At 65.7% G+C, this 14,768-nt stretch carries 27 protein-coding genes; 4 read left to right on the forward strand and 23 right to left on the reverse strand.

Annotated elements, in window-relative coordinates; translation table 11 throughout:
* Positions 1-142: 142 nt before the first annotated feature.
* From ACWPXE_RS32995 to ACWPXE_RS33105, 23 genes are all read right to left on the reverse strand, one after another.
* Complete coding sequence (locus ACWPXE_RS32995) at positions 143-268, reverse strand: hypothetical protein (protein WP_454021248.1); 126 nt, start codon at positions 266-268, stop codon at positions 143-145.
* Positions 269-387: 119 nt separating this feature from the next.
* Positions 388-2,298, reverse strand: a complete 1,911-nt coding sequence (locus tag ACWPXE_RS33000; protein WP_454021249.1) for a hypothetical protein — start codon at positions 2,296-2,298, stop codon at positions 388-390.
* A gap of 6 nt (positions 2,299-2,304) precedes the next feature.
* Positions 2,305-3,399 (reverse strand): recombinase RecT, encoded by a 1,095-nt coding sequence (locus ACWPXE_RS33005; protein WP_454021250.1) that lies wholly within the window; start codon positions 3,397-3,399, stop codon positions 2,305-2,307.
* A gap of 5 nt (positions 3,400-3,404) precedes the next feature.
* Entirely contained in the window at positions 3,405-4,289 is an 885-nt protein-coding gene (locus ACWPXE_RS33010) for a PD-(D/E)XK nuclease family protein (protein ID WP_454021251.1), read from the reverse strand.
* Positions 4,290-4,328: 39 nt separating this feature from the next.
* The gene (locus ACWPXE_RS33015) at positions 4,329-4,802 is read right to left on the reverse strand and encodes a helix-turn-helix domain-containing protein (RefSeq protein WP_454021300.1); all 474 of its coding nucleotides are present in this window, start codon (positions 4,800-4,802) and stop codon (positions 4,329-4,331) included.
* Between the two features lie 56 nt (positions 4,803-4,858).
* The gene (locus ACWPXE_RS33020; RefSeq protein ID WP_454021252.1) at positions 4,859-5,098 is read right to left on the reverse strand and encodes a hypothetical protein; all 240 of its coding nucleotides are present in this window, start codon (positions 5,096-5,098) and stop codon (positions 4,859-4,861) included.
* Positions 5,099-5,112: 14 nt separating this feature from the next.
* The gene (locus ACWPXE_RS33025; RefSeq protein WP_454021253.1) at positions 5,113-5,244 is read right to left on the reverse strand and encodes a hypothetical protein; all 132 of its coding nucleotides are present in this window, start codon (positions 5,242-5,244) and stop codon (positions 5,113-5,115) included.
* A gap of 5 nt (positions 5,245-5,249) precedes the next feature.
* Entirely contained in the window at positions 5,250-5,492 is a 243-nt protein-coding gene (locus ACWPXE_RS33030; protein ID WP_454021254.1) for a hypothetical protein, read from the reverse strand.
* Between the two features lie 3 nt (positions 5,493-5,495).
* Positions 5,496-5,753, reverse strand: coding sequence for a hypothetical protein (locus ACWPXE_RS33035; RefSeq protein WP_454021255.1), 258 nt, complete (start codon positions 5,751-5,753; stop codon positions 5,496-5,498).
* A 5-nt stretch (positions 5,754-5,758) separates the two neighbouring features.
* Positions 5,759-6,010, reverse strand: coding sequence for a hypothetical protein (locus ACWPXE_RS33040; protein ID WP_454021256.1), 252 nt, complete (start codon positions 6,008-6,010; stop codon positions 5,759-5,761).
* 5 nt (positions 6,011-6,015) lie between these two features.
* The gene (locus tag ACWPXE_RS33045; protein ID WP_454021257.1) at positions 6,016-6,201 is read right to left on the reverse strand and encodes a hypothetical protein; all 186 of its coding nucleotides are present in this window, start codon (positions 6,199-6,201) and stop codon (positions 6,016-6,018) included.
* The gene (locus tag ACWPXE_RS33050; RefSeq protein ID WP_454021258.1) at positions 6,201-6,389 is read right to left on the reverse strand and encodes a hypothetical protein; all 189 of its coding nucleotides are present in this window, start codon (positions 6,387-6,389) and stop codon (positions 6,201-6,203) included. The genes ACWPXE_RS33045 and ACWPXE_RS33050 overlap by 1 nt, the downstream gene beginning before the upstream one ends.
* Positions 6,386-6,625, reverse strand: coding sequence for a hypothetical protein (locus ACWPXE_RS33055; RefSeq protein WP_454021259.1), 240 nt, complete (start codon positions 6,623-6,625; stop codon positions 6,386-6,388). Before ACWPXE_RS33055 ends, ACWPXE_RS33050 begins: the two co-directional genes overlap by 4 nt.
* A complete protein-coding gene (locus tag ACWPXE_RS33060) occupies positions 6,622-6,861 on the reverse strand; it encodes a hypothetical protein (RefSeq protein WP_454021260.1) in 240 nt (79 codons plus the stop codon). The genes ACWPXE_RS33055 and ACWPXE_RS33060 overlap by 4 nt, the downstream gene beginning before the upstream one ends.
* Positions 6,861-7,559, reverse strand: coding sequence for a hypothetical protein (locus ACWPXE_RS33065; RefSeq protein ID WP_454021261.1), 699 nt, complete (start codon positions 7,557-7,559; stop codon positions 6,861-6,863). The genes ACWPXE_RS33060 and ACWPXE_RS33065 overlap by 1 nt, the downstream gene beginning before the upstream one ends.
* A gap of 127 nt (positions 7,560-7,686) precedes the next feature.
* A complete protein-coding gene (locus tag ACWPXE_RS33070) occupies positions 7,687-7,833 on the reverse strand; it encodes a hypothetical protein (RefSeq protein WP_201042107.1) in 147 nt (48 codons plus the stop codon).
* A 94-nt stretch (positions 7,834-7,927) separates the two neighbouring features.
* On the reverse strand, positions 7,928-8,161 hold the full coding sequence (locus ACWPXE_RS33075; protein WP_454021262.1) for a hypothetical protein: 234 nt from the start codon (positions 8,159-8,161) through the stop codon (positions 7,928-7,930).
* A 163-nt stretch (positions 8,162-8,324) separates the two neighbouring features.
* On the reverse strand, positions 8,325-8,522 hold the full coding sequence (locus ACWPXE_RS33080; RefSeq protein WP_454021263.1) for a hypothetical protein: 198 nt from the start codon (positions 8,520-8,522) through the stop codon (positions 8,325-8,327).
* A gap of 140 nt (positions 8,523-8,662) precedes the next feature.
* On the reverse strand, positions 8,663-8,893 hold the full coding sequence (locus tag ACWPXE_RS33085; RefSeq protein WP_454021264.1) for a hypothetical protein: 231 nt from the start codon (positions 8,891-8,893) through the stop codon (positions 8,663-8,665).
* Positions 8,894-8,931: 38 nt separating this feature from the next.
* Positions 8,932-9,720, reverse strand: coding sequence for a hypothetical protein (locus ACWPXE_RS33090; RefSeq protein WP_454021265.1), 789 nt, complete (start codon positions 9,718-9,720; stop codon positions 8,932-8,934).
* Complete coding sequence (locus ACWPXE_RS33095; protein WP_454021266.1) at positions 9,717-10,118, reverse strand: hypothetical protein; 402 nt, start codon at positions 10,116-10,118, stop codon at positions 9,717-9,719. The genes ACWPXE_RS33090 and ACWPXE_RS33095 overlap by 4 nt, the downstream gene beginning before the upstream one ends.
* An 87-nt stretch (positions 10,119-10,205) precedes the next feature.
* A complete protein-coding gene (locus tag ACWPXE_RS33100) occupies positions 10,206-10,625 on the reverse strand; it encodes a hypothetical protein (protein ID WP_454021267.1) in 420 nt (139 codons plus the stop codon).
* Positions 10,626-10,744: 119 nt separating this feature from the next.
* The gene (locus ACWPXE_RS33105; RefSeq protein ID WP_454021268.1) at positions 10,745-10,948 is read right to left on the reverse strand and encodes a hypothetical protein; all 204 of its coding nucleotides are present in this window, start codon (positions 10,946-10,948) and stop codon (positions 10,745-10,747) included.
* A 306-nt stretch (positions 10,949-11,254) separates the two neighbouring features.
* Between ACWPXE_RS33105 and ACWPXE_RS33110 the strand changes: the two genes are divergently transcribed.
* The 4 genes from ACWPXE_RS33110 (at position 11,255) to ACWPXE_RS33125 (ending at position 14,706) form a co-directional block, all read left to right on the forward strand.
* Positions 11,255-11,680, forward strand: a complete 426-nt coding sequence (locus tag ACWPXE_RS33110; RefSeq protein ID WP_454021269.1) for a hypothetical protein — start codon at positions 11,255-11,257, stop codon at positions 11,678-11,680.
* A gap of 403 nt (positions 11,681-12,083) precedes the next feature.
* The gene (locus ACWPXE_RS33115; protein ID WP_454021270.1) at positions 12,084-12,989 is read left to right on the forward strand and encodes a DMT family transporter; all 906 of its coding nucleotides are present in this window, start codon (positions 12,084-12,086) and stop codon (positions 12,987-12,989) included.
* 224 nt (positions 12,990-13,213) lie between these two features.
* Positions 13,214-14,272, forward strand: coding sequence for a helix-turn-helix transcriptional regulator (locus ACWPXE_RS33120; protein WP_454021271.1), 1,059 nt, complete (start codon positions 13,214-13,216; stop codon positions 14,270-14,272).
* A gap of 20 nt (positions 14,273-14,292) precedes the next feature.
* A complete protein-coding gene (locus tag ACWPXE_RS33125; protein WP_454021272.1) occupies positions 14,293-14,706 on the forward strand; it encodes a hypothetical protein in 414 nt (137 codons plus the stop codon).
* The last annotated feature ends 62 nt before the right edge of the window (positions 14,707-14,768 follow it).

Consider the following 14,768-nt stretch of genomic DNA (forward strand, 5'->3'; position numbering starts at 1 on the left):
CCGGCGGAGCGCCGCGATGTCGGCGCTTCCGCCGCCGACACGACGCCGTGGACATCCCGGAGGTGCTTCAGCAGGCGCGTCGGATTCTTGAAGGTCTTCCGGCACAGTGTGCAGGCGGTGCGAATAGAGCGGCCCATAGTGGTCAGTCCTTGGGGTCCAGAGGTAGTCCCAGCACCCGCTCCCGATGCTTGACCAGACCCATGGACCGCTCCCCACAGCGCCGCACGTGGATGAAGCTGAAGAGGGCCGCGTCGTAGGTTTCGGCCATGCCTGTGTCGATGAGGTGACGGGCGAAGGAATCCGTGAGCTGGGTGGCGTGGCGAGGTGCTGAGCGCACCTCGCTCGTGGATCGGGAAGGGGAGGGGAAAGCGAGCATGTCGGGAGCCCTTACGCCGCCTGGGCGTTCTGGCTGCCGGCATTCGGGGCGGCAGCCGTCACCGCGGCGAGCGGCTGGGCGACGCCGGCGCTGATCCAGTAGGTCCGGCCGATCTTGGCCTTCTCCAGGTCCGGGACCTTCCGTCCCTTCAACGCCTCGGCATTGAACGTCATGCAGATCACGGCGGCCATGCCGACGCGCTTCAGCATGACGAACAGCCCGTTTCGGCTCTTGTTGTCCAGGATGTCGGCGGCGTCGAGGATCACCAGCCGGTCACCAGCCCGCTCGGCGAGGGCGATTTGCAGGATCGCACGCACCCGGTACTGGTCGGAGGAAAGCTGCGGGCCCAGACCGGAAAGCTGGCTGTAGGGCCGGCCGCCGTAGCTGATGCTCATGTCCGGTTCGATCCGGACGGCCTTCCAGCCAGCGGCATCGCACAGCGGGCGGACCATGCTGTCGTTGAAGGTGTCGAGCACCCTCTGCGTGTTCGCCTGCCGCAGACCAGTCGGCGCGAGGATGCCGATGATGGCGGACATCGAGGTGATCTGCCGGGCCAGAGCATCGGCGCGGGCCTTGGTCTGGTAGAGGCTGAGGCGAAGCTGTGCGACCGCCGCCGCGTCACGGGCCTTCTGCACCGCTTCCGCAGAACCGGATTTCCCGGCGCTATGCGCCTCCAGATCGGTGAGCTTCCGCTTCGCCGATTCCGCTCCGGCGACGGCGCGCTGGGCGTCGTCGAGCGCACGCTGTGCATCCGTGAGAGCCTTGCGCGCCAGATTGAGGTCGCCGCGCGCCTTGGACTGCTTCCCTTCGGCGCTCGCCTGTTCCAAGCGACGTTTCTTCAGCTCGTCGTCGGCGACATGCTCCGCCTTGTCGAGGCGCTCACCACCGACCCCGCGGTGGTAATGGACCTTGCCCTGGCAGTGGGGGCAGGTCAGGCCGCTGTCCGGTTCCGCGGGGAGCAGGTTCGCCACCGCGAGGTCGGCGTCCCTCATCACTTTCTCGGCATCGACCACCGCTACCTCGGCGTCGAGCTTCTTCTTGCTCGCGGCCTGCTCGGCCTCCTTCAGTGCGTCGAGCTTGCCGGCATCGACACGGAGGCGGTCGAGTTCGGACTGGTCCACCGCCTGTTCGGCAACAACCGTCTCCAGTGCCGTGTTCGCCGCCGTGAGAATGGCCTGCAAGCCGTCGGCAGACACCTCGGCGAGATCCGGCGCCCAGCCGTCCGGCTTCCAGTCCTGGATTTTCTGGTCGCCGAAGGCCTCGCCGGACACCTCGGCCCAACGGCCCTTCAGTTCGGTGCGCTCCCCCTCCAGCTTCTTCAGGGTGCCGTCCCAGCCGCGCGTCTCGATCTGCCACCAGAGCCAGTGGACAATGTTCAGGCCGACACCGACCGACTTCAGGAGCTTGGCGAAATCCATGAGGGAGAGGGCCGGGTCGGCGGTTTTCCCGGCCTCCTCCAGGGCCTTGTTGATGGACACCGCGGCGGGTTCATCCTTGAAGCCGGCGTCTGCCAGGGCGGCGGCCAGATCCTCGCGGGTTGGCGCTGTCTTCAGCAGTTCACCCAGCACCAGGCCGCGCTTCTTCTGGTCGATGTCCACCAGGGAGTCGAGGCCGGCGGCGATGCGCCCCAGCGTGGGCGGGGTGCCGGTGCTGCTCACCTCGGCCTTCGGATAGGAGACCGAGATGGACCCGCCCGGCACGGTGATCGTGACGGAGCCGGACTTGGCGCCGTCCTTCACCAGCGCTTTGACGTCCTTCTTCAGATAGCCGTGGAGCGGGTCACCGGCCATGGCGCCGGCGATGGCCTTGGCGACGGAGGACTTGCCGTTGCTGTTCTCGGCGGCGATCAGGGTGACGCCTTCGCCGAAGGTGATGTCGGCGCGCTCCAGGATCTGGAAGGCACGGATGTTCGCGGTCAGCATCTGCAGTTACTCCCCGAAGAGGTTGTCGGTGCCGGCGTCGTCCGGCGGGAGGTCGGGCATGGCCTCTTCGGCGGGCGGTGCATCGGCGCGGCGCGGGTTCTGCTTCGGCTCACGCGTCGTCGTGGCCTGCTGCTGCGCGGGGGCGGGTTCCCGCTGCTGCTCCGCGCCGATGTCGTTGTTCATCGGCTGGTCTTCGCCATGCTCGATCAGCGGGGCTTCGGCTTCGCCAGAGGCGACCGCGCGCACGAGGTCGGGATCGGTCATCTGGGAAAAGTCGATCTGACCGACATCGGCACCGTCATCGATAGCCGCCGCCGCCGCGATCTGCGGGGTGATCGGAACCTTCTTGCGGAGCCGCTTGGTGCAGGACTTTTCGACCATCTGGTCTTCCCACATAACCCACGGCGTCTCGGCCAGTTTGCGTTCCGCTTTCTGCCGCTGGTCCTGATTCCGGGCATTGTCGATGCCACGGAGGAGTGCGCGGTAGGTTTCCGAGCGGGAGCGGATCTTTTCGATTTCCTTCCACGGGACGACCGTGGGAATGAGGTCGACACCGCGTTCGGTTTCCAGCTTGGCATAGGCATAGCCAGCGACGATCCGTCCGGGATCATCGACCAAATAGTTCGGCTCGTATTCGAACACGATGTCGGCGGCATCCTTGAAGACAAACCGGTCGTGCTCGTAGATCGCGCCTGCGTTCACACGCGTGATGCCAGGGCTCCGATACATCAGTTCCTTCCAGCCTTGGGCGCCGATCTGGAACTGGCACTCGTAATAGTCCTCCCACTCGTTGTCCCCGACCTTGCGCCGGGTCTTGTACGGGAGCAGCCACGCAAGTTGCTGGGGCGTGTTGGGCTCCAGCGCGAGCGCGGTCGTGGTCATCGTCGCGCCGAGGACCGTGCGCGGATCGCACTTCAGCAGGTCCGGCGTCCGGTTGATCGCGTTGATGATCAGCCGGGTCATGCGCTCCGGGTTCATGTGCTTGCCGGCCACCGCCGCCAGTCCCTTGCGCACGCGTTCGCTTTCCAGCAAGTCGAGGATGCCTCGCTTGTTCTGCTGCGCCGGGACCAGCGCGGGGCGCGCGCCACCACCATCAGCCATCGTCGTTACTCCTTGTCGTCGGTTTGATGCTCACGGCAGAAGTCCGTGCCCCAGGCCGGGCAGAAGCGGTCGCTGCAGAGCTTCGAAGAGGGGTTGGCTGCGAAGGCCCACGGATCACCGGGCTCAATGCCCTGAACCGGGTCGCCTTCCCGCCAAATCTTAAGGTCGGTCTGGATGTGCCGGATCACCGACCATGCCGCGGTTTCCGCGCCGGCGAGGTCATGAAGGAAGGACTGCGGGTCCGGCTGCGGCTTCTTGATGGAGGCCCGCTCGATGAAGTCCTCGGCCAGCCCCTGGACATCATAGCCGTGGGTCTTCGCCAGCAAGGCATAGACGCCGAGCTGGGGCTTGTGGTTGCCACGCTTTCCGGTTTTCAGATCGCGGACCCGGTGAGGTTCCCGCGCCAGCACGTCCTGCTGCCCGGAGACGATGATCTCCGCGGTGACCTGAGCCTCAAGCCTCTCCTCCACCAGAACGGGCTGAACCAGCGGAGCCACCGCGGCGTTGTAGGCGCGTGTCATCCGGACGACCTGCTGCTCGGCAACAGAGAGGGAGCCGGTCGTGCTGTCGTAGATCACGCCGTCGCGGATGCCTTTCCGGACGGTCTCCACCGCGCAGTCAGTCGCGACATCGAGCGGAGGGAGATTCCCCGTCTGCGCCTTCTCGGTAAGAGCCAAAGCCGCACCGGCATGAACCGCGGTTCCGACTGCGGCGCCGATGCCGTTGGGCAACTGGCGGAGGTCGTAGCCAGCGGCGACGATCTCGCGGGGAATCTGCCTCGCTGCCCAGCGGCGCGGGCAATCCGGATAGCCGCTGAGCGAGGATGCGCGGATGACGAGCGGTGCCGTCCGAGACGAACGAAGCGCCGTCGAGTTCAGCATCATGTTCATGGCGCGGTTCCTTCTATGCCTGTGCCGTCCCGCCCGCGGTCAGGCCGCGGCGCCGGACTGGTCGCCGCCGCTGTTGCCCAGCGCCTTGGTCATCTCGAAGAGGCGCTTGCGCACGGTGGAGTCGGGGATGCGGTAGTAGGCGCGCACCAGCTCCAGCGTTTCCCGCTTGGCCATCGGGTCCGGTTCGGAGGAGTCGGCGCTGGTGGTGCACACGTCGTCCGTCACCGCCGCCGTGGTCGCCTCCGACATGTCGTCGAAGAAGAAGGACACCGGCACGTCCAGGACGCGGCTGAGGTCGAACAGCCGGCTGGCGCTGATGCGGTTCGCGCCGCGCTCGTACTTCTGGACCTGCTGGAAGGTCAGGCGGAGGGCGTCGCCCAGCTTCTCCTGCGACATGCCGAGCAGGGTGCGGCGCAGACGGACGCGGGCGCCGACATGGATATCGACGGGGTTCGGGGCCTCGCCGTGCAGCGGGCGCCCCGTGGCGCCGCGGCCGCGCTTGGGCGTGCTCATGCTGGAGCAGGGGAGCGATTCAGCGGAAAGGCGGCGGGAGATAGCGTTCATGGGATTCAGGCTCCGTGCTGGAGAAGGGCAGGGGAGGAGAGGGTGTGGGGAGAAGCGACCGGCAGCTTCTGAGGCCCGGTGCCGCACTGCTGCGGCGCGTGGTCAGCCGTCGCTTCGGCGATGAGGATGGCGGTGTTCGCCGTGGTGTAGCGCGTGGCCCACATCTCGATGTGCGGCGGGGCAGGGCGGGTCTTCCGGATCGACGTGCCGGGGCCGCAGACGGTGTCCGCGCCGAGGAACGTCACGGGGGCGCCGCTGGTCATCCCGGAGGGGGCGGCAGGGGCAGGGCGGCGTAGCTGAAGGCGATCACGACCTGGGCCGAGGCGACGACGCTGCCGTTGATGCGGTTCTCGAAGACCGTGGAGTGGTGGTGATGGGAGGTGGCGACCATGGCGGTCAGGCCTCCACCGTGTGGTCGGCGCTGATCACGGTCACCCGGTTCAGCAGGTAGCAACCCGAGATGCCCTTGAGCAGGATGACGGCGCTGTGGCCGCTCAGTAGCCACGCCTCACTGGTCGTGACGGTGACGTGGCTGGTTCCGTCGTCACGGCGGACGACTACCTTGGTGCCGACAGGGTGCTGGCTGTTCCAGGTCTCGACCTGGGCGGCGAGTTGCGCTGGGGAAGGGGGCTGGCGCATCGGTCAGGCTTCCGGCTTGCCGAAGGCGCCGCAGTAGCCGACGGCATGTGCCTCTACAGGCTCCCCGATCCCATTGGAGCCGGGCGGAGTGCAATCCTCTTCGGACCAGCGCCACGCCATGCAGCCGGAGGCGACGCAAAGGCAATCACCATCCGGTTTGTTGGTTCGGACGCGGTTAACGGAACTCGGCGGGTCGGCTTGGTCAGAAGCTCGCGCGTGCGGACACCACTTCGTGCGTGCCTCTTCCTCGGTCATCATCATGCTGATCACTCCGCAGCGGCAGCCGGCATTCCCTGCCGGCGCCTGAACTGTTCCCACTCCGCCCGGAGCATCAGCGTCCCGTCGTCAAAGACGATCAGGTCCCAATCCGGGCGGAACTTGAAATTCCTGATGAAATTGCCGGCCTCCCAGCGCAGGCGGCGCTCCGCATCCTCAGCCGAGTCCGCCAGCACGTTGATGGTCTGGAGGTCCCCCCACTTGTCGGTGAAGTCGGCGTAAAAGCGGAAGCGCTCGGCCATGGGGTTCAGCCCCCCACCGCTTCGCGGCGTCGGTTCACCTGGGCCAGAGCCGGCAGCAGATGAGCGGCCAGCACCTCGACCGGGAACCGTTCGCGCAGCGCGGAGACCGGCACGTAGCCGTCCTGGTCCGCATGCTGGCGGAGAGCCGTGCCGATGGCGGTCGTAGCGGCGGTGGTGTTCCGGAAATCCATCACGCCACCCTCAGGTCCATCGACCGGCCCCGTGCGAACTCCTCCGCCCGGTCACGGCTGGCGAACGGTCCTTCGGCACGCCCCGCCGCGGTGAGCGGTGCGACGTAGAACCCGGCGGTCGGGTGCCGGGGGCCGACCTCGTTCTGGCCGACGAAGTAGATTTCCGGCTCGTTCGGCTTCTTGGTCACGCTGCACCTCCCACCGGAAAAGCGGCGGGGCCACCGTTGACCATCCCGGCGAAGCCCGGCCCGGCCAGGCGGACGCGATCCACCGGAGCGCTCCAGCTCGACGTTTCGGCGAAGACGACGCCGTTGCTGCAGGGGCTGAGCCGGTCGATCTGCGCCGCCGGCAGCGTGACGAGTTCGCTGGCGTGCTTGACGCGATCACCGATCTTGAAGCCGGAGCAGAGGGGCTGGGCGCTCATGCGGCCCTCCGCTTCTTCGTCTCGGCCGTCGGCGCGGTGAGGATGGTGATGGGAATGGGCTTCCGGAGGGCGACCAGCCGGTCGGCGATCTGTTCGTGACGGCGACCGACATGCGTCAGGCCACGAGCGAAGCAGTTCGCGGCGATGCCGCGGTGGAAGCGCGCGCAGATGGTGACGCAGCGCTCGGCGTCGGCGGGGAGGTCGGTGCGGTCGCGGTTCGGGCGGAAGTCGGCCATCACGCCACCTCGCTCGGCGTGGGGACGTCGGGCGCCGGCGCGGCTTCCACCGCGAGCTCCTCGACGTCCGGGGTGGTCGGCAGGGCGACGAGCTTCTCCTTGGCCTCGGCGATCACGGCGTCGAAGTCGAAACCTTCGGCGATGACGGTGCTGCGGAAATCGGCGGTGGCGGCTTTCACGGAGACGAACGGGGCGACCTTCAAAGCAGAGGGACGAGCCGTGATGTCGATCGTGATCGCCGCGATGACGCCCGGCTCGCCGGGGGTGAGCCCGACTCCGGTCACATACCGCTCCGGACGAACGAAGCGGCCCACGGCCAGCTTCATGAGGTTGCCCGCCTGCTCGACGGGGGAGAGCGGAGCCGGTGTAACCGGAACCGTGTTCGGCAGGGGCGCATCTTCATCAGTGGCCCCCTGCGCCTCGGCAGCGACCGGCGGCGCCAGGACATCGGCCAGAGCGTGGAGATAGTCGGCGAGGTTCTGGACCGGTTCGGTCCCGCGCTGTCCCCAGGTCGGCAAGCGCCCGAGAACCGCCTGAAGGTGGGCCCGCAATTCGGGGGAATAGGGCGAGAGGATTTCCTCATCCCCCGCCACACCGAGCGAAAGGAAGCCGCACATGTAATTCATGGCCGCGTTCGCCGCGTCCGCGTGGATGACGTGCTTCGGCTGTCCCGTGGGGTGCGTCTGGTTCAGATCCATGGCGATGTCGCCCTTGTTGATGGTGCTGATCGGCTTACCGGGAGGTCCGGATCGTCTCCGGGCTTCCTAGGAAGCCGCCGGGCGGGATGGCGCCCGGTGGCTCGGTTCAGGCCGGCGGGGGCCGCCGTTACTCGTCCTCGTCCGGCTCGCTGCCGCCCTGGTCCTCGTCGCCGTCCTCGTCGTCACCGTCGTCCAGGGCCTCGACCTCGGCGTCGGTCGGCTCTGTGCTGGCGAGCTGGGTCGGCTTGGTGATCACGCTGTCTTCGTCGGGCATGCCCATTCTCCTTTTCGGCTTGCGATGTGCCGCGGCTTGCGGCTGGCTGGCTGATGGGCCGGGCTTGGCGCGCCCGGCTGGCGCATTCCGTTTGTCAGGTCTGGTTCAGCCCGGAGAGGATCGGGCTCCATACACCGGCCGTTTCGGTGCGGTTGCCGCCGTCCTTCTGCTGGGCAGTGGTGCTGGCTTGGCTTGCTGCGCGGGGTATTGCCTCGGCTCCCCCGACCGGTGCGACTGGGGGAAGCCCACCCATCGCCCAAAGCAGCGCCAGCAGGATCAGTTGAAGCGTGCGGCCCTCCTCTTCTTGGTGCAGCGGAAGGGGTGCCATCCCCTTCTACTGCATCGACCCCCACCCAGCGGTCAGGCCGGGTAAGGGGGTGAGGTGGCCGGGATAAGTCCCGGCAGGCTGCCGTCTTGACTCCTCCGGCTGAGGAGATGGCGCGCCCTTACTCCGCCAATTCCCGGCGCATTGCGGGAGCCGAAGCTGGGACCTACTGACCAAGGCCGGGCCTGTGCACCGGCGAGCCTTGGCGTTCGGCCCCGCATCTGGTGCCGGGGCGGTCGGGCGGGTCGCGCTCGACCTGGGGCTGGTCGGCGTCATCCAGCGGACGCGGCCAGTTCCCCCAATCGACGGGGCGCTCACGCGGGACAAAGATGCCGCTCATGAGGTCCCAGAGGTCGTCGGGCATCTCGAATCCCCTCCTGTTGGGGCCAGCATCGGGCCGTGCTGGTGTCGGGCCGGGCCGGAGCCCGCTCTCACGGCCCCGAACCCCTGCGGCCGGACCGTTAGGGGCTGGAGCGCGCCGGGGCGCGAGGGCCGGTTAAGCGGTCAAGAAGCACCGTCATTCGGCTCGGGAATCTCGATGTCCTCGATCTCGCTGATGCAGGATTCGAGGTGGGCGATGACGTTCCCGCCTTCGCGCTGGATGGCTTCGAACTCGGTCTTGGAGATCATCACCCACTTGCCGTCCGCGATTTCCGGCGTGACATCCAGAGCTTCACGAAGGTCTTTGATGTCCTGCTCAGCGGAGGATTTGTCGGAGTATTTGAAATCGGGCATGGCAACAGGCATCCATCCGAAGGTGAAGTGGAAAGGGCTTACTCGGCGGCCTGCCGCATGCTGACGGCCTTCCGGGCGGTGATCAGGCGGACCGGGACGCCGGTTCCGGACTTGGCGAACGTGCCGGCGGGGAGCTGCTCGACCCCGGCGCTGATGTCGGAGAGCCAGTTCCGAAAGTCGCGGCACTCGCGCTCCTGACCGTTGAAGCCGTGCTCGCTCATGATGGCGACCAGCCGTCCACCCTCACGCAGCAAGCCGAAGGCGGCCATGACGTGGCGGATGTCCTGGTTGCCGGTGAAGGGCGGGTTCATCACCACCTTGTCGAAGCGACGGCGTTCACGCTTGGCCCACTCCAGGAAATCATCCTGGTGAACCTCGATGCCGCCGATGCGGCTCAGCACCTCTGCGTTGACCGGGTCGATCTCCACGGCCACCACTTCGGCGCCCCGCGCCAACATCGGCTTGACCAAGCGGCCATGGCCGGCTTCCGGTTCCAGCGCGAGGTCCCCCGCCCGGATGCCGGCCAGTTCCGCCATGCGCTCACCCAGGTCTTCGGGGGTCTGGAAGAACTGAAGCGTCTGCTGGCGGTTCAGTGCCTTTCCGGTGCCGAGTGCTTCCTCCAGGATTGCGCGAGGATCTTGGGCGAAGAGGTGGCCGCCGGCCTTCCGGTTCCACTTCCCGCCCATCGCGGTCAGCACCTTGTTCACGGCGTCGTACAAGGGACGTGCGAGCTGGCCGGGCGGAAGGATGATGGCGTTGCCCTGGACGGTGGCTTCGCCGAGAACGGCGGCGACCTCGGGCGAGACGGTGACGGTCTTGATCTTCATTGAGCGATTCCAGTCGAGGCGTTGGGTGCCGCGTCGGACGGTCGGGCCACCCGGACGGGCCGGTTTTCCGACCGCTTCACGCCGTAGAGGCGCAAGACCTCCCTGATGACCGGGGCGGCGACGTCGTCGGGGTCATCCGCGATGGTCCAATCCCAGACCCTCTCGATCCCCTCGGCGGCGTTCATCGCCGCCTCGGCGCTCGGCGCCACGCCGATCAGCGCGCCGGTCGGCAGATGGGTCAGATGCCAGCCGTCGTCGTCACCATGGACGCCGAAGGCGCCTCGGGCCTTGCCGAAGTCCACCGCCCCTGGGCCGCCGCGGTTCATGGCGATCAGGAACGGGTAGTGCGTCCAGGTGGAGTGCGGGGCAGGGGCGTTGAGTGGGGCAGGGGAGGCCATGGGTCCCTCTGGCGTTCAGTGCTTGGAGGAAGTCCGCCGGGGTGCTTGCAGGTTCAGCGCACCCCGGCGACAGGCGGGGAAGGGAGGTCAGGCCGCGGCGGCGGGCGTCTCGGCGGTCTCGACGGCGCCCACGTCCTGCGAGGCGGGGGCGACGTCCTGCTCGGTGGTGTCACCGGCGCCGGCGCTGGCGACCGCGACCGGCACATGCAGGAAGGCGATGCCGTGTTCCGTCAGGTAGTCGGTGTCGAGACGCATCCCCGTCACGCCCTCGGTGCCGGTTTCGCGCTTGATGATCTCCCACAGCGCATCGGCGTCAGCCTTGTTCTGCCCGATCAGGTCCTTCACCTGACCCATAAGCGCTTTGATCTGCTGGGCGGTGGCGTCGTGGTTGGCGTCGAGCTGACGCGCGGCGTCGATGGCGGCGCCCGTCAGCTTGATCGAGCGGGTCTGGCGGCAACCCTCGCAGCCGCAGCCGCCGAAAACCTCGGTGATGGAAACGTCGAGCATCGGTGATCCTTGATGGTGGTGGTTGGCCGGACCGGATGGGGCCGCCCTCAACGCCTCATGCCCCACCCGCGGGATCGGCGCGGGTAAGGGGCTGGGAACCGAGAAGGGGAGGGGAGTGATCAGGACGTTGCGGGATGCCCCGCCCTGCCCTTCCGGCTGGGCAGCATCGGCGAACTGATCGCCCAGAGATGCCGGGCCTCGTCCACCACGCCCATGTCCTGGGCCGCGCGCTCCAGCACCGGCGCTATGACCGTGCGGCAGGCGACAAGAAGGTCCTGATCAAGATCGGCGTCAGCGATGCTGCGGAGGGCAGGCTGGCCCATGGCGGTGTCCTCTTCCGGGTTGCACGCTCCGCCCTGAGAAGGTGCCCGCCGACCGGCTCGACCGGCGGGCACAGTCTAGGGAGGAAACGCCCAGCGCTCGAACGAGCGTAGGAGCGCGTACCCCTTGGGTGGTGGTGTGAACCGCTACCGTGCGGGGTACGGGAGCAATGTAAGCGAAACTTACTTTAGCATGCAAGGGAAAAAAGTAAGCGCAACTTTCATTGACCGGGTCGGCGTGCAGTTCGCCATACTCGGCATGGTAGCGCACAGCGTTAGGCGTGCGTACTTTTGTACGCGGAGGATCAGATGCGAAGGCGTTTTGTAGCAACGACCTTGTGGGTTGTAATCGTTGGCACTTCAACAATTGTTCCGGCCGAGACGGGCATACAAAAGGCTCAGAGAGATTTAGAAGAAACAGCAATCAATATAGTCAACGGACCATTGGAGCGCTTTCAGAATGAGGATCGCGGTAACTGCACCTCTGATAACCTAAAGTCTGCTGCCGGAAAGGCGTTTGGAATTTACAACGTCTATGCCCAGCGTAGGGGCCTGGACTTTGAAGCCGCAATTGTGCCAGCATCATCATTTTTGTACGTTGGCGATACTGCTGCAAAATATGGATGTAAGGTTATTGCACGGGAAATGTATATGGCTGTGATTGATAGCTATTATGGAGCCGCTTATAGCGGTGTTAGAGAACGAGCAAAAGTCCGGCTCGACGTCCTGAAATGAAGCTGCCGGTTCGGCAAGGATCATTTCGGAGCCGAGAGGCCGCCGCATCCCCGCGCTCATACGCGAGTAATAATCTTTCTGCTTTTCAACCACAACGGCAGAGCGGTCGGCCAGCCTCGAAACTTATCCACCCTGGAGCCGCTCCGGGTGTCGCGCTAACCCAGAAGCGTGCTGGGCGGGGGACATTGCGCTCGCTATGGCGACCGGGGGTGTGAGCCGGTGCCTGGAGCGCCAGTGACCGGGGCTGGCCTGTCGGCTGTCCACTGTCCGCTGGGTCAGCCACACCAGTCACTTCGCGTGTCGACTGGCGCCTATTTGCGACAGCCTGCCGCACTCTGATTGCGGGTGTATCCTTGGCTCTGGTATCGGTGGAATGCATATGCACCGATTTGGAGCGCTATTCATGCCTTCTTACACGGCTCCGGAACCACTCAAGGCAGCATCCTGGGCCATCGCCTCAGCCAATGCCTTTGTACTCGGCGCGGCCTCTGCCAAGTTCCTGGGCCTGAAACTTCCGCCGGGCGAAATGGCCTTCATTCGCGCTGTCCTTGTGGCGGTGGCGATTGCTGGGCTCTGGCGATACGCGACCAGAATCCGAGAGGCACGGGATCTCGGGTGGCATGCTGTCCGACTTGCCCTTGGGGTGACGGCTGGCTACTCCTTCATGCATGCCATCACCCTCATCCCCATTGCTCTGGTCAGCCTCATCTACTTTTCCCGCGTGCTCCTGCTCCCCGTCACCGCCAGATTGATGCTGGGCGAGCGGGCCTCGGCGGCCGTCTGGGTGGGGGTGGTGTTCGGGACGGTTGGCGTCGTCTTGTCCACCGGGAGCATTCCATCCGTCGAAATGGGGCTTGGCGTCGCTCTAGCCGGATTGGCAGCGATCACGTCCGCCGGATCTCAGGTGGCGGTACGCCGCCTCACCATGTCCAACGACCCGGCGCTGATCGTGTTGATCTTCTCCATCGGCTCGGCGCTGGCCCTGAGCCCTGCCGCTGCGGTTACATGGGTGACACCGGCGCTCGCTGACATTCCTGTGCTGGGACTGATCGGAGCGTTTGCGGTTGTCACACAGTTCTGCGCGGCCAAGGCCTTCTCCAAGGCACCGGCTCCCTTCGTCGCGCCGTTCGACTTTCTGACGGTGCCGGCCGCCGCCGTCGTTGGTGCCCTGCTGTTTGGTGAAATTCCCGGCGCGGAGATGATCGTCGGCGGCGCAGTTGTCCTCGGGGCTGTGGCAATCGTTACGTTCTTCGAGGCGGCCAATTCAGAGGCGCGATCTGCCCGCGCCTCGGCACGTCTACAGCGATAATACCAGTATTCGCACGTCAAAGAGCAGACAGCCAAAGACGCGCCCCGCCTCATAACCTCTACTTACCCGTAAAATCATGTGAAGTATCTCACACATGGAAGCATGCATATTATTGTATGCAAGCGCTCTGTTGTATTAACCGCCGCCATGTCTGAAATTGGATATGACAATCCTGATAACCATGCTAGCATCACCGGAAGTTTTCTGTTTGCCGGTGCCCGCTCATGGTGATGCACAACCTCCCCGTTGACCTGTCCAGTCCAGCCCTGTCGCTGGTCGAGGCCGCTACTGAAGTGGGCGGAGCGGTGGTGATGTACGCGCCTGACGACAGCATCGCCTGGGCAAACGATGCTCAGCGTCGTCTCGTGCCGGAACTTCGCTACGGCGCCGAGGAGACCTACGAGACGATTTTCTGGTGTATGCTAGAGACAGGCCGCATCGGAAACAAGATGGCGGCAAGCAACCCGCAGCAATGGCTAGCCTTCGCTGTCGCTACCCGGCATTCGATGGCGAACCTGGAGTTCGTGAACACGTACCCTTGGGGGCAAATGCTTGTCTCCCAACTGCGCCTGGACAATGGGGTAAGCATCCAGGCGCGCGTCGATCTCGCAATCGCTGGGGTTGATCGGTATTTCAACGCCCCCGCGGTCGGCGTTGGCGTGGTGATGGCCGCTAAGGCGCAGCGCGAGTTGAAGACCTTCCAGGCCACATTGGACGGCCTGGAGCTTGGGTTGGCGCTCGTGAACCGCTCTGGCAGCATCATCCACGCGAACGGCAGCATGCGAGACCTGATCAAGAAGTGCGATGGGTTAGAAGAGGCGGCCAATCGCTCGTTGTGCGCCTGCGATCAGTGCGATGATATGATGCTCCAGCGGGCGATTTCATTGGCGGCGGAGCGCCCGATGCGGACGCCCGTCCTGGTCCCAATCCGGCGCCTGAATGGGCGCTCCCCGCACCTCCTGGCGGTGTCCTCGGGGGCTTCTCCGGGAACTGCGGTCGTGGTGGTGTCGAGGTTCGGCGAGAGCATCGATGACATCGCGTCTGCGCTCCAGCAGGCATTCAACCTGACGGCGGCAGAGGCCCAAGTAACCGCTCGACTGGGCGCCGGAATGTCGATTGCCGAAATATCGCATGAGCGAGGTGTGTCGGAGGGCACAGTTTACAATCAAGTAAAGGCGATCAAGGCGTCTCTGCGTCGATCAAATTTCGCCGCGAAAGGACTTCATGATATCTCAGCATTGGTCATGAAAGTCGCGGCGATTGCCCGCGCGTTTCGCGCATAACTAGGAGGATGGCTCGGGCTATGAGCAATATTTACGATTTCAGCAAGCACAAGAGCGCCCTGCAATCGCGAACCGGCTTCACGGACGGGCAGAACGAGCAGGCGTGGACCGACCTGGGCATTCTCTTGGAGGGCATGCAGAAGAACCAAGCCGTCCCATACCCGGTGACCGCCGCTGCCGACGAAGCTCTGCACCTGCTGCTGGAAGATGGCGCCGCGGTCCAGAAGCTCGCGGAGACCCTTTTCGGCGAAGGGGCGACGATCATTCACGACCCGACCGCCTACGGGACGCCGGAGTTCGCCGCGGCCTGGGCCAACACCCGCGGCGCCTTCGCTGCGCATGGCGTCGACCTCCCCGCCGATTACCGCGACGCCGACAAGGCCGATGCGCGCAGCGCTGCCGCGTGTTGGCTACTGATTCACAAGGCAGCGTAAGTCAACGCCCCGGCGGCCTTGGCTGTCGGGGCGCCCGTCCAGCCGCCAGCGGCGGAGGGATG

Source organism: Azospirillum sp. Marseille-Q6669 (genome assembly GCF_965111635.1).